This window comes from Spirosoma liriopis, from assembly GCF_023196085.1.
GTDB classification, from domain to species: domain Bacteria; phylum Bacteroidota; class Bacteroidia; order Cytophagales; family Spirosomataceae; genus Spirosoma; species Spirosoma oryzicola.
The window spans coordinates 13724-28077 of the sequence record NZ_JALPRF010000004.1 but is presented as its reverse complement, the minus strand read 5'-3'; the positions used below and the strand labels follow the sequence as shown (position 1 = coordinate 28077).

10 protein-coding genes are annotated in these 14354 nt (G+C 49.2%); 5 read left to right on the top strand and 5 right to left on the bottom strand.

Annotation, left to right across the window (positions count from 1 at the left end):
• Positions 1-474 precede the first annotated feature (474 nt).
• Positions 475-663: a hypothetical protein gene (locus M0L20_RS22445; protein WP_232563067.1), complete on the top strand. Its 189-nt coding sequence runs from the start codon at positions 475-477 to the stop codon at positions 661-663.
• An 85-nt stretch (positions 664-748) separates the two neighbouring features.
• On the opposite strand, the gene M0L20_RS22440 is transcribed toward M0L20_RS22445, so the two are convergent.
• The 5 genes from M0L20_RS22440 to nirB form a co-directional block, all read right to left on the bottom strand.
• Positions 749-1123, bottom strand: a complete 375-nt coding sequence (locus tag M0L20_RS22440) for a nuclear transport factor 2 family protein (RefSeq protein ID WP_248479208.1) — start codon at positions 1121-1123, stop codon at positions 749-751.
• 178 nt (positions 1124-1301) lie between these two features.
• On the bottom strand, positions 1302-1976 hold the full coding sequence (locus tag M0L20_RS22435; protein WP_248479207.1) for a response regulator transcription factor: 675 nt from the start codon (positions 1974-1976) through the stop codon (positions 1302-1304).
• Positions 1977-1978: 2 nt separating this feature from the next.
• On the bottom strand, positions 1979-3457 hold the full coding sequence (locus M0L20_RS22430) for an ATP-binding protein (RefSeq protein ID WP_248479206.1): 1479 nt from the start codon (positions 3455-3457) through the stop codon (positions 1979-1981).
• 74 nt (positions 3458-3531) lie between these two features.
• Complete coding sequence (gene nirD, locus M0L20_RS22425) at positions 3532-3885, bottom strand: nitrite reductase small subunit NirD (RefSeq protein WP_232563071.1); 354 nt, start codon at positions 3883-3885, stop codon at positions 3532-3534.
• 109 nt (positions 3886-3994) lie between these two features.
• Positions 3995-6529 carry a nitrite reductase large subunit NirB gene (gene nirB, locus M0L20_RS22420; RefSeq protein ID WP_248479204.1) on the bottom strand — a complete coding sequence of 845 codons (2535 nt, stop codon included), beginning with the start codon at positions 6527-6529 and terminating at the stop codon, positions 3995-3997.
• Positions 6530-6807: 278 nt separating this feature from the next.
• On the opposite strand from nirB, the gene cobA reads away from it, so the two are divergent.
• The 4 genes from cobA to M0L20_RS22400 all read left to right on the top strand — a co-directional run bounded on the left by cobA (position 6808) and on the right by M0L20_RS22400 (position 14343).
• The gene (gene cobA, locus M0L20_RS22415) at positions 6808-7566 is read left to right on the top strand and encodes a uroporphyrinogen-III C-methyltransferase (RefSeq protein ID WP_248479202.1); all 759 of its coding nucleotides are present in this window, start codon (positions 6808-6810) and stop codon (positions 7564-7566) included.
• A gap of 271 nt (positions 7567-7837) precedes the next feature.
• Complete coding sequence (locus tag M0L20_RS22410) at positions 7838-9361, top strand: alginate export family protein (RefSeq protein WP_248479200.1); 1524 nt, start codon at positions 7838-7840, stop codon at positions 9359-9361.
• Positions 9362-9450: 89 nt separating this feature from the next.
• Positions 9451-10767 carry a NarK family nitrate/nitrite MFS transporter gene (locus M0L20_RS22405; protein ID WP_248479198.1) on the top strand — a complete coding sequence of 439 codons (1317 nt, stop codon included), beginning with the start codon at positions 9451-9453 and terminating at the stop codon, positions 10765-10767.
• A gap of 57 nt (positions 10768-10824) precedes the next feature.
• Positions 10825-14343, top strand: a complete 3519-nt coding sequence (locus tag M0L20_RS22400; protein WP_248479196.1) for a nitrate reductase — start codon at positions 10825-10827, stop codon at positions 14341-14343.
• Positions 14344-14354 lie beyond the last annotated feature (11 nt).

The window sequence follows — 14354 nt, the reverse complement described above, 5'->3', positions numbered from 1 at the left end:
ATTATATAGATTTGTTTGATAAATAAATAAGCCAGCTAGCTGACTTTTGTTGTTGCATATGCTTGCTGTATTAACAGCGACGATGCGCAAAGGTTATCGGCAAAATTTAGTTATCCAAGCAAAATCATAAAAAAATGATTGTCAATATGTTGTCAAATAATCTATCGAGAAATAGGGGTAATCTATTTGATAGGTAGGTTAAAGCGACAATGTGTTTCTTTTCCAGCTAGTTAGCGTTTAGTTGAGTTAGAAAGAGTCAGCAAAATACCTGCATTTATAGAACAAGGTTATTTTTAAAATTTAGTTTATATGTTTTCAAGAAGTGAAGTTTAAAGGGATTCAATGAATATGGTTTGTAGTTGACTTTGGCATTTCTGATAAATCTTCTCGAGCTGACCGTATTCTCTGTTTTACAAACCTAGCCTGCTTTGACAACGTTATACGGTCTATTACTCGCACAAAACCCAAGTAGCTATGAAGACGATCAGATGGTATTCGCCAGGAGGAGACGGAGATCAAGGAGGAAGCAGTGCTGATGACAGAGAGTCAATTCTGCGTCAGGAAGGGACCCACGAACCGGGGGATACCCCTCTGGAGGATCAGGAAGAGTTGCCCGGTGGATTTATTCATGGGCACGTCGATCAGGGAAACGATGAAGAATAAGCTTATATTGGTAGGTAGAAAATGACTAGTGCATTTCTATTGAAGACTGCCCGGCTTACAAAAGTAGGTCGGGCAGTCTTTATAATTAGCTTGCAGTAGCATCGAGATACAGGTATAATTCTTTGATGAGTCCATCCTTAACGATGGCAATATCCATACCGCTAGCGGCTGGTGTTGCATTCGCTACTCCTAGCGTCCAGGCTATTTGACTGACCCCGTGGTTGGCTACCGCTGGTTTGGTAAGCTTAAACGTAAATTCTGGCGGCCACTGAGCTTGTAGACTTTTAATGAGCTGATTTATCGCTTGGTGTCCCGTGATAACTGGGGTGTTATCGGTTTCGTAAAAGACAATGTCAGCTGAATAAATTCGCGTCATAACGGCCATTCGTTTTTCCTCGTCGCGTTCGCTCCACACCTTTAAAAGGCTGTCTTCCAATAATTGTGCTGCTGTATGGTCCATACCTATTTGTTTAGGCATCAAACCTATTGGCCTAATCGGAAAAAACAAAATGCTGGCTGAACCATGAGCATGCTGATTACGGAACAACTGTTGTACAAACGTGTAGCGCTATAACAGATACGTTGATACCGAGCCAACTCAGAGCGAGTCAATTCAGTCGTGTAAGGTAATAGGAGCCTCATTGCTGGGGTTTATTTTGCAAGGCCAGTCGAATCAGCTCAACTGTGTTTTTGACGCCAGCTTTGCGAATGATGCTTGCTCGTTGATTCGCAACCGTATTGATACTGATTCCAAACCGGTCGGCAATCGCCGAACTGCTCATCCCATCGACCAGGCAGGTCAAAATTTGTTCTTCACGAGCTGTAATTTTACTCCAGATCGATGGCTCTTTGGCGACTGGCTCGTCGTTGCTTTTAGGAATGCTTTTGCCGGGTTTGACGAGGTTCTTGATAATGATTGACGAAGCGTTGGGCGGGTAATACAAGTCGCCGTTAATCACCGTGCGTACCGCCTGTAAGATTTCTTTTTGGTCGGTGTCTTTCAGCAGATAACCAGCCGCTCCGTTCTGCACCGAATTCAAAATATAATCAGGATTGTTGTGCATACTGAACATGAGCGTCTTAATGCCAGGGTACTGTTTAGAGACGATTTTCAGGGTTTCGATGCCTGATAGTTTAGGCATAGTAATGTCCAGCAGTAAAACGTCAGGCTGAATCGTTGGCAGTAAGTCAATCGCTTCGGTACCGTCAGCGGCTTCGCCCACAATTTGTATATCGGCTTCGTCTTCCAACAGCATTCGAATGCCTTTTCTGACAACGGAATGATCATCAATAACAAGAATACGTATCGACATACTCAATGAGTTAATAAATTGACGCTGACTTTGACTGATGTTCCTTTTTTAGGCTTAGAGGTTATCGTCAAATCGCCGTTGAACAAATGAGCTCTTGTTTTCATATTTTGGAGGCCATTTACGATTACCGAAGCGTTTTCCTGCTTCGGTAACGCTTTTATCGAGAATCCTTTTCCGTCATCCTCCACGGATAAAATCAGCTTACGGCTAGTCTGTACCAGGACTACGCGAATCAACTGGGCACCGGCGTATTTGACGGCATTATGCAGGGCTTCCTGCGCAATGCGATACAGACCTATTTCCATGGCAGGGCTGAGCCGTTCACCTTCCCGCTCACCGACAAAAATAACATCGATACCCGACGAACGAGCTGTTTGATCAGCCAAGAGCTGTAAGGTGGCACCTAAGCCGAAATCACTTAGCGTCGATGGCATCAGGTTATAGGCTATTTGCCGGGTTGTCTGGATGGTATCGTAGATAAGGTCGCACAATTCAGCGAAACGCATTTTTTGCTTCTCGTCGTGGATAGCCATCGATTTAAGCTTTTCAGCGTGTAGTTTCAGCCCCGTGAGCATCTGTCCAATACCGTCGTGAAGTTCGCGGGCAAACCGCCTTCGCTCTTCTTCCTGCCCTTCCAGAAGTGCCGCCGAACGTACCGTTGCTTCGGAAAGCTGCAAGCGGTATTTTTCTTCGGTAGCCTGCACCAACTCAGCCTGCGTAGCGACCAACTGCTGGTTAGAAGTCGCCAGATCCTGATTCGTCGTTTCCAGATGCTGATTGACAACTTCAAGGCTCGAATTAGCTACTTGTAACGCTTTTTCTGACTGATCCAGCCTACGGATAACCTGTTTAGTGTGATTGACTACGGGCCTGAATACGAAAAATCCTTCGATGAGTAAGGTCAGCAAAGTAGCCGCTGCCAATAGCCACTCGATGCGTTCCAGGGTTTTTACCCGCTCAAAACTTTCGGTGTCGAACTGGAAAACAATGTCGTTCATCTGCTGTACGAACGGCAACTCATCTCGTAAGATGATCTGGAGCGCTGCTTGCTTGTCGGTGGGAGAAACCGCAGGACTCTTGATCTGATCAAAGCGTTGATTGAGCGATTGAAAGTAAGGTTCTATGCGGGTAAACATGCTGTCGAGTGCAGCGCTTTTACGTACCGTGTAAACCGTTTCCATCCGAAGCATACCGTTTCGTAGTTGGCTATGCGTTTGCGCCCAGGTCCGTTGCAACGAATCAAACGAGATTGTATCCGCAGCCGATAAACCCGTTACTCGCAGGAGGGAAAGTTTCGTTAATCGCTGACTTAACATTCGCTGACGACCAGCCACGTTGACGATCCGGCTATCATCGTAGTGATTGTTCAGCGTGTTTCGGATAAACAGTAGCCCACTGATCGACAGGACGGCAATGACGGTAAGTGCCAGTAAATAAAACCGTGTCAGTCGGTGGGCTACCTGTTGATCAAGCTGATTCATAAAGTACGGTAAACAGTATCCGGACAGGCTAAGCGACTAAGTCAGCTCCTATGTCCTATACTTGCTGCTATTTTTCAAACGCCAATGTACACAACGCCCTGCTCAACACGTATCGGAAAGGTGTTGATGCGATAGTTGTCGTCGTTCAGGCATTGGCCCGTCTTGAGGGAGAACGTCCGTTTATGAAAGGGGCAGGCAACCTTTGGTTCGTCGCCCTGGCTACCGATCATGCCACGACCGAGTGCCATCTGCTGGCGGTGCGGGCACTGATTATCCGTAGCGTACCATTCGCCCCGGCGCGTGAAATTAAAAATGGCAATCTGGCGTCCACCGATGAGTGCACAGGCACCACCATCTTCCGGAATGTCATCGACGCGGCAGACGGCGTGCCAGGTTATTTGTTCAGTGTCAATTGTGAGCGCTTCCATAGGAAAGTTTTTTAGAATAAGAATTTCGTTTTTTCGACAGGATGAACAGGATTGACAAGATTTTTCGGATCTTCTCCATCCTGCAAATTCTACTAATCCGGTCAAGAACCTAAACCCAGTCCTTTGCACGGATCTGATCACGCATCGGTACGTACTCCACCGTAGGATCTTTTACCTCAACAGCATTGACAAAGTGGGTAAAACGTTTGCGGAGTTCTGGGTTTTCGACAACTTCTTTCCATTCACAGGCGTAGGTGTCGACAATCAGTTGCATCTCGCGTTCCAGATCAGCCGCAATGCCTAGAATGTCGTCGACCACAATCGCTTTCAGGTATGTCATTCCGCCTTCCATTTTGTTGAGCCAGGCCGCAGTACGAGCCAGCGGATCGGCCGTTTTGATATAAAACATCAGGAACCGGTCGAGCAGCTTCACGCAGGTTTCCTTGTCTACATCGGATGCCAGCAGTTGGGCGTGTTGTGGCTTGGCACCACCGTTGCCACAGACGTAAACGTTCCAGCCTTTTTCGGTAGCAATAATGCCAAAATCCTTGCTTTGCGCTTCGGCACACTCGCGCGTGCAGCCCGACACACCAGATTTGAGTTTATGGGGTGATCGTAAGCCTTTGTACCGGTTTTCCAACTCAATGGCAAACGTAACGGAATCTTGTACGCCAAAACGACACCAGGTTGTTCCTACGCAGCTCTTAACCGTGCGAAGCGATTTCCCGTACGCGTGACCACTTTCAAAACCGACAGCAATCAATTCTTCCCAGATTTTGGGTAAATCACCGACGTGAGCGCCAAACAGGTCAATCCGTTGCCCGCCCGTGATTTTTGTGTACAGGCCGTATTTTTGGGCAACCTGGCCGAGTACAATCAGCTTTTCGGGCGTGATTTCACCACCGGCTACCCGTGGCACAACCGAATACGTACCGCCCCGCTGAATATTGGCCAGGAACCGATCGTTCGAGTCCTGAATAGGAGCACGATCTTTGGTGAGAATATTCTCATTCCACAAGCTCGACAGAATCGAGGCCACGGCGGGCTTACATATTTCGCAGCCATCGCCCCGCCCGAACGTATTGAGAACGTCGGTATAGGTTTTTGCTCCGTTCATTTTCACCATATCAAGCAGCTCCTGACGGGTGTAATCGAAATGCTCGCAGAGTACATTACGTACGTAAACGCCCTTCTCTTTTAGTACGCTTTGGAGCAGATCCTTCACCATGGGTGTACAACCGCCACAGCCTGTACAAGCCTTTGTTGCTTTCTTTAGCGCATCAACCGTTGTATGTCCGTTCTCGTTGATCTCATGGCAGATCATTCCTTTCGTGATGGCTTCGCAGGAACAGATCAGCGCGTCGTCGGGAAGACTGGTTACGCCCGCACCCGATTCTTCACCCCCTCTGAATCCTAAAATAACATCCTCTGGATCAGGCGGCAGAATAGTCTTGTTCTTGCAGGTCTGCAACAGCATGTTGTACTGTTCAGCGTCACCCACCAGAATGCCGCCCAGCAAATACTTACCATCCGCCGACACGTTGATACGTTTGTAAACGCCTTTCGCTTTGTTTTCGTAAACGATCGTGCGGTGGTCCGATTCACTCGCAAAGGGGTCACCGAAGCTACCTACATCCGTACCGATCAGCTTTAGCTTCGTGGACATATCGAACGGCTTAAACTCTTTCGGTACACCCATGAGCTGAGAGGCTACCACCTCCGCCATGTCGTAACCGGGAGCTACTAAACCATAAATCATGTGGTGAGCAACTGCACATTCGCCAATCGCAAAAATGCTGGGGTCCGAGGTTTGAAGCGCATTATCGACCACTATTCCTCCGCGCGGGTGGGTGTTGAGGCCAGCTGCTTTGGCCAGTTCATCCCGTGGACGAATACCCGCCGAAATCACGAGCATATCGACCTCCAGGTGCGATCCGTCGGTAAACTGCATACCCGTGATGCAATCACCACCGGTAATTTCCTGCGTGTTTTTAGACAGATGAATGGTCAATCCGAGCGATTCCAGTTGCTGCTGTAAAACCCCCGAACCGGCGTCATCAATTTGCCGGGGCATCAGACGCGGGGCAAATTCGACGACGTGTGCTTCTTCCAATCCTAAATCAAGCAACGCCTTGGCTGCTTCCAGACCAAGCAAACCGCCACCTAGTACCGCTCCGCGCAACGCATGACCATTCCGGGATTTGCCCGCGTAAGACTGGATAAGTTCAAGGTCTTCAATCGTGCGGTAAACAAAAACACCGTCCTTTTCTACGCCAGCTACCGGCGGAACAAAAGCACCTGAGCCGGTCGCCAGAATTAAATAGTCATAAGGTACTACGACGCCGTGGTGTGAACGTACCTCTTTCCGTTCCCGGTCGATATCGACCACGGGGTCTGTCAGATACAGGTTGATATTGTTTTCGGCGTACCACTCAACAGGAGCCAGAGTCAAATCATCTGCTGTTTTGCCCGAAAAATAAGCGCTTAAATGGACGCGGTCGTAGGCAGAGCGCGGTTCTTCCCCAAAAACCGTCACTGTGAAACGACCCTGATCTTTTTGTTTGGCTACCAGTTTTTCGCAGAATTTGTAGCCTACCATGCCATTGCCAATGACAACAACATGCTTGTTTGTGTGTTCGACCATAGTCAATAACAACTATAAGTGTATAAAAACCCTGTTTTATTATTGCACTTTACTAATAATCGAGCTGTTTTTCCCCTAAAACAACCGCGTCAAAAGTAAAATGCATTTGTATTAATTCCTAATGTTAAATTTTGTTTAAAGTGCCTTATTAAAAATAATTATTGGCTTAAGTCTTGTTTTTAAGAATGTCGTATCTAATTTTGAAGCGTAATAACGAATGATTATTACTAGCTACAAATAGTAGATATCTACTATGCAGCTAATTAAATACTACTATTATGCAGCCAAAGCTTACACTAGTAGGAGCGGGTCCTGGCGACGGCGAGTTGATTACACTGAAAGGGATCAGAGCGCTGAAACAGGCCGATGTTGTGCTCTATGACGACCTTGCGAATGCATCCTTGCTGGACTTTGCACCAGCACATGCGCTCAAGACATACGTTGGCAAGCGCGCTGGCAAGCTGTCGTTTTCGCAGGAGGCAATTAACACACTAATCGTTCGACTGGCGCAGGAGCATGGGCATGTGGTCCGGCTGAAAGGCGGAGACCCTTATGTGTTTGGTCGGGGCTTCGAGGAAGCGGATTACGCCCGGCAGTATGGCATCGACTGTCAGGTTGTCCCAGGTGTTTCCAGCTGCATTGCGGTTCCTGCATCGCAGGGAATACCCGTTACCAGTCGGGGTGTAAGTGAAAGCTTTTGGGTAATCACGGGTACAACGCGGGATGGTGAATTATCCGACGATTTGCGGCTGGCCGTTCAGTCGAAAGCGACCGTAGTTGTCCTGATGGGACTTAACAAAGTAGGCGAAATCTGCGCCATGTACTGCCAGGCCGGACGCGGTCATTTACCAATGGCAGTAATTCAAAACGGGACGCGGGCTGATGAACAAAGCGTCGTTGGGCAAGTCTGGAGTATTCCGCAGTTGGTAGAAGAGCATGGCGTGGGGGCGCCTGCTGTTCTTGTCATCGGCGATGTCGTTTCCTTGCATCCGTCGTATTTAGCGGAATGCCTGCACAACGTATCGCTGGTTAGCTAATAATAAAAAGCCGATCCGGTGTGGGGGCACCTTTGGACCGGCTTAACAGGGTTTGTCTATGCGAAAAACACAAACATGTCAAAGAAAATGAAAAGCTACTCGTAAAGCAAATCTCCGTCTGCTATCAACTGGGGCCAACGCCGTATTGTATTCGGAATCTAGTTGGTAGACCCAGCTCCGTTATCCTGTAATGTATTGATTACTACGCATTCCTGTGTAGGTAGGAATACCATTGCCAAAGCGATTCATTTTCTCACCCAATTCACTCAAAATGACTAAATCTTACCTGACGCGGTTAGCGCTGCTTGGTGTTGGCCTACTCAGTTCAACCCCGCAGTTGAAAGCGCAATTCTCACTGATTGGTCAACTCAGAACCCGCACGGAACTTCGTAACGGTGTCGCAAATTTGCCGTTGGCAGGTGCTTCGCCCGCTTTTTTTACGTCGCAGCGGGCGCGGCTGACCTTCGGCTACAAATGGGAACGGATAACCTTTGGCTTTGCCGTTCAGGACGTACGTGTTTGGGGGCAGGACGCTTCAACCATCTCCAGCGCTGACGGCAATCGGCTGATGGTGCACGAAGCGTGGGGTGACATTGTTCTGCTGAACCGCGCCGACACAACGATCAAATCGAAAGTAATTGATTTTCTATCCCTGAAAATCGGTCGTCAGGAAATGGTGTACGACGATTCCCGATTAATCGGTAATCTAGACTGGTTGCAGCAGGGCCGCCGTTTCGATGCTGCACTGTTAAAAGCACAGCACAACGGTTGGGCGCTCGATCTGGGCGTAGGCTTCAATCAAAATACCGATGCATTTGGCTTGGCGGGCACGTATTACACCCCCGCCAACGTACCGACATCGGCTTTATCAACACAAAACGTAACGCTACCGGTACCGTCCGGCTTTCTGCCGACAGTAGGGAAGGGCGGTGCGCCAGTGGTTGTCAATGCGGTAAGTACAAACGGGCAGAACCAACAGTTCAAATCGTTTCAGATGGCGTATTTGACACGCAAATTTCGACAGGCGAAATTCTCCGCGCTGGTTTTCAAAGATGATTTTCAAAAGTACCGGCTCGACTCAATTGGTACTGCTTCTACCGGTTACGTATATGGGAGACGTTATGACCAGTCTGGTACAAATTCACGGGTAACGTACGGAGGGATGTTAACCGGGCAGTCCGGCATTGCGACCAAAGTGTTCTGGCAGGCTTTTGGGTACTGGCAAACCGGCAAAGACCGCGACGGATTGCAGATCAGAAAAGCGCATCACTACGGCGCGAATGCCATCGTTCAGAAAGGGAATTTTGGCGTGGGGCCTGGCTATGAAATTGTATCGGGCAACAATGACGCTACCCTCAAAGCGGGTGAAACAAATCGCTTCGATCCACTCTACGGCACACCTCATAAGTTTTGGGGCCTGATGGATTACTTCTACGCGGGTACCGGCTCACCATCGGGAGGTTTGCAGGATGCTTATGTAAAGGTCAGATACACCGGCAAACGCCTGAGTACGACGTTTGACATCCACTATTTTGCCTTAGCCAATACCACCTACAACAAGCAGCCCGACATGACTTCAGCAACTCCCTTATCTGCGAAGTTAGGCGTCGAATACGATCTGGTTGCTACGTACGCGCTCAATAAATACACAATGCTGGAAGCCGGATACGCGATCATGAACGGTACCAATACGCTGGAATACACGAAGCAGGGTACGATGAATCAGAAAGATAAAGTAGGCACGTGGGCTTATCTGATGATCAATATCAAACCCGATTTTTTTGCGAGTAAGTAATCCTTCTCCTGTGCGCTTAGTTTCTCAAAACTGATTTTATCCATAGTGATTTCACACACGTTTTCACCAATCTCAAACACGATCTAATCATGAACGTTAACAAACCGCTTGAGTCCCTAAATGTCTTCCGATTTAACGGAATTCAGATGCGTACGTTTCACATTACGTGGTTCACTTTTTTCGTTTGCTTTTTTGGTTGGTTCGGGCTGGCTCCGCTAATGCCCGCTATTCGAGCCGATTTGGGGTTGACAAAACCACAGGTTGGCAACACGATCATTGCCGCCGTGTCAGCGACAATCTTTGCCCGCCTGCTGGTAGGTAAACTTTGCGATACGTGGGGACCACGTAAAACGTATACGGCTTTATTGGTGCTGGGTTCGCTACCGGTTATGCTGGTCGGACTGGCGCACGATTACACGACGTTTTTATTATTTCGATTAGCGATTGGCACCATCGGCGCGTCATTTGTGATTACGCAGTTTCACACGTCGATGATGTTTGCGCCAAAAATCAAAGGGACGGCCAATGCGGTAGCGGGTGGCTGGGGTAATCTTGGTGGTGGTATAACGCAGGTGGCAATGCCGCTGATCATGGCCGCTATCGTCGGTTTAGGCTACACCAAGCCGGAAGCTTGGCGGCTGGCAATGGTTGTACCAGGAGTAATGATGCTGATCATGGCCTTTGTCTACTACCGTTTTACGAAAGATACTCCGAATGGCAATTACGGCGACAGCTCCGTCGAACTAGAAAAGGGTGGTTATTCCACCAACAAGGCCGAAAAAATTAGCTTCGGTAAAGCCATTTCTGACGTTCGGGTGTGGGCGCTGGCGCTGGCGTATGGCTGCTGCTTCGGGATGGAAATTACCTTCGATGGGGTAGCCGCGCTGTATTTCTTCGATAACTTTAAGATGGAGGAAACGCAGGCTGGTTTTTGGGCTATGCTCTTTGGCGGCATGAACATTTTTGCCCGTGCATTGGGGGGAATTGTAGCCGATAAAGTAGGAAACAAATACGGCATGCGCGGTAAAGGTATTCTGCTAGCCAGCATGTTATTGCTCGAAGGGCTGGGCGTTATTCTGTTCGCGCAGGCAGGGAGTTTACCGATGGCTATTGCATCAATGCTTGCTTTCGCATTATTCCTGAAAATGTCGAATGGCGGTACGTACGCCATTGTTCCGTTTGTTAATCCGAAAGCAGTAGGGATGATATCCGGTATTGTCGGTGCCGGTGGTAACGTAGGAGGGATGCTAATGGGCTTTCTGTTCAAGTCGCAATCGATTTCCTACAGTCAGGCGTTTCTGTACATCGGCTGCATTGTTGCCGTTGTGGGGGTACTTTTGTTCCTGGTCAATTTCGGTAAAGCCGTCGTGATTGAGCCAACGGAAGCGGAACTGCAAACCGCCTAGTTGGTAAAAAGAATAGCAACGCGTCAAGGGCTACTTTCTTATTTTCTCTGAAAACTTATGACTCACCAAACTACCTGTTGCTACTGTGGCGTTGGCTGTGGAATCGTGATCAAACAGGAGCAGAACGGGCGACTGAGCCTGCAAGGTGATCCGCAACATCCGTCCAACAAGGGCATGCTTTGCTCCAAAGGAATGAATTTGCATTACACCGTCATGGATCAGTCGGATCGGCTATTGTATCCGCAGATGCGGTTCAATCGGTCGATGCCCATGCAACGGGTGAGTTGGGATGCAGCTTTGGAACGAACGGCTGCTGTTTTCAGAACATTGATTCAAAAATACGGCCCTGATTCCGTTGCGTTTTACGTATCGGGACAATGCCTGACGGAAGAATATTATTTGGTCAACAAGCTTATCAAAGGCTTTATCGGGTCAAATAACATCGATACCAATTCCCGGTTATGCATGAGTTCGGCGGTGGTCGGTTATAAACTGACATTGGGTGAAGACTCTGTACCCGTTTGTTACGACGATATTGAAGAAGCGGACGTTTTTCTGGTCGAGGGAGCGAATCCAGCCTGGTGCCATCCTATTCTCTGGCGTCGTATTGAAGCACACAAAGCTGCCAATCCTACCGTCAAAATCATTTGCGTAGACCCCCGCCGTACCGATACCGCCCGCTCGTCTGATCTACACTTACCCATCCGACCCGGTACGGACATTGTACTGAACAACGCGATTGGTCGCTTGCTGATCGAAAATAACGCTGTTGATAACGAATTTATCGTCAATCACGCCGATGGATTTACCGCGTACCGTGAACAGGTGATGCAACGATCCATCGACGAAGCTGCCGAGTTGTGTGGGATTCCCTCAGAAGGTATTTACACCGCTGCACGCTGGATTGCCCGTTCAAAGGGTTTTCTGTCGCTCTGGACGATGGGCCTCAATCAATCGGCAGTCGGCGTTAATAAAAATCTGTCGCTCATCAACCTGCATCTGATTACGGGTCGGATCGGTAAACCGGGCAATGGACCTTTCTCGCTAACGGGTCAGCCTAACGCAATGGGTGGGCGCGAAACAGGCGGTTTAGCTAATCTGCTGCCCGCCCATCGCGATGTGACCAATGCCGCACACCGCGCCGAAATGGAAGCTTTCTGGAATAGCCCAATCCAGATTGCGGCAAAACCAGGGTTGACAGCTACTGAAATGATCGACGCCTTGTCAGATGATCGACTGAAAGCCATTTGGATAATCAACACCAATCCACTGGTGAGTATGCCCGATGTCAACGCGACCGAGAAGGCGCTGAAAAAGGCCCGCTTTGTGGTGGTACAGGATGTTTCAAACCGGGCCGACACTGTCCAGTTTGCCGACGTGGTATTGCCTGCTGCGGCCTGGCTGGAGAAGGAAGGAACGATGACCAACGCCGAACGTCGAATCAGCTATCTGCCCAAAATACTCGACGCGCCGGGTGAGGCTCTGCCCGACGCGGAAATTATCTGGCGTTTCGCGCAGAAAATGGGATTTGGCGCTTCTTTTGACTATACCGAAGCCGCACAGGTGTACGAAGAATACGCAAGAATTACGGAAGGAACAAGCATCGATGTAACGGGCGTAAGTTATGACATCCTAAAGCAGAACCGGACAATTCAATGGCCGTATTCGATGAACGACGGAGCGGACGGCGCGGCAGGAACAAAACGATTATTCGCCAATCATCAATTCTACACAGCAAACGGTCGGGCGCAGATACACCCGGTACCGGACGAGAATAGATCGGAGCCAACGGATGAGCAGTTTCCCCTTGTCCTTACCACGGGTCGCATTCGGGATCAGTGGCATACCATGACGAAGACGGGACGCGTTGCGAAACTTAACCAACATAACCCACAGCCGTTTTTGCAAATTCATCCCGCCGATGCTGAGGTTCGTGGCATTCGCCAGGGGCAACTTGTTGAGGTGCAGGGACGGCGGGGAGTGGTTCGGGTAAAAGCGCAACTGACCGATGACGTCCGGCCCGGCTTGTGTTTTATGCCAATGCACTGGGGTAAGATGCTGAACAGTAACTTGAATCGGGCCAACAACCTGACCAATGCACTGGTTGATCCGCGCTCCAAAGAACCGGATTTTAAGTTTTCGGCGGTGGAGGTAGTTCCTTACAAAAAGCCAGTTGAAAAAATAATCGTTATTGGTGCCGGATCGGCGGGGCTAGGCTTTATTAATGCGTACCGGTCGCTGGAGCCGAACGTAAATCAGGATGAGATTCACGTATTTTCAAAAGAGATTTACCCCTTTTACAATCGGGTCTTGCTGCCCGACTACATCAGCGGAGAGCAAACGTGGGATCAGCTTGTCCGATTGCGTGAAGATCAGTTCAACGAAGCCAACATAATCGTTCACAAAGGCGTGGGCATTGCGCATATCGACCGGAAAGCCAAAGTCGTTACGGATACAGAAGGTATCGAACACACGTACGATAAGCTGCTACTCGGAACAGGAAGTCGCGCCTTTATGCCGAAAGGGATTCCTAAATTGCCGGGCATCTTCAACATGCGTTCACGACTCGATGCTGATTCACTGCTGCCGTTTCTTACCGGCGACGCACCCCACGCGGTAGTGGTGGGTGGAGGTTTGCTTGGCTTGGAGTTGGCGGCTTCGCTCCGGCAAATTAACGTTCGCGTGACGCTGATTCACCGGTCGGGCCGGTTTATGGAGCGGCAGCTTGACGCATTGGCCAGCGAATTACTTTACCTGGAACTGCTCGATCGGGGCATTGAGGTGTATTTCAACGAAGAAATTCAAACGTTTGCTGGCATTGACCACTTGGGTGGTGTTCGCTTAAAATCAGGCCGTCAGTTGGCGTGTCAGGTCGTTGTCATGGCAATCGGCACCGAACCCAATATTGAACTGGCGCGCGAAGCAGGACTTACCTGCAATCGAGGAGTAGTGGTAAATGACTACCTGCAAACGTCCGACCCCGCTATTTTTGCGGCTGGTGAAGTAGCGCAGTGGAACGGTCACATGTGGGGCGTAACCTTAGCCGCCGAGCAGCAGGCAGAAACAGCCGCCCGATTTATTGCCGGTGATATTTCTCAGCCGTACCGGGGTAGTCTGTCCATGAATATTCTAAAAATGGAAGGACTGCATTTATGCAGCATTGGCATCAGTGAAGTCCCGGCGGGAAAATCGGGCTATGAAGAAATTGTCTTTATCGACAAAGCAAAGCGCTACTACAAAAAATGCATTGTTCACCACGACAAGCTGGTTGGGGCTATCCTGGTTGGCGATAAAAACGAATTTACGGAATTCCGCGATCTGATTGCAAACGGCATAGAGCTCTCGGAAAAGCGCCTTCAGCTTTTGCGATCCAGCAAGAGCATAGACCCGGTCGAAGGCAAACTGGTATGTTCGTGTAACACCGTTGGTCAGGGAAATTTAGAGCGGGCTATCGAAGCTGGTTGCACCGACTTCCAGCAACTCTGTCAAAAAACGGGTGCCGGAACAGGCTGCGGCTCTTGTCGACCCGAAATTCGAAGCATACTGTTGTTCATGAGTGAGTTAACGGGTGTTTAAATCGATTACAG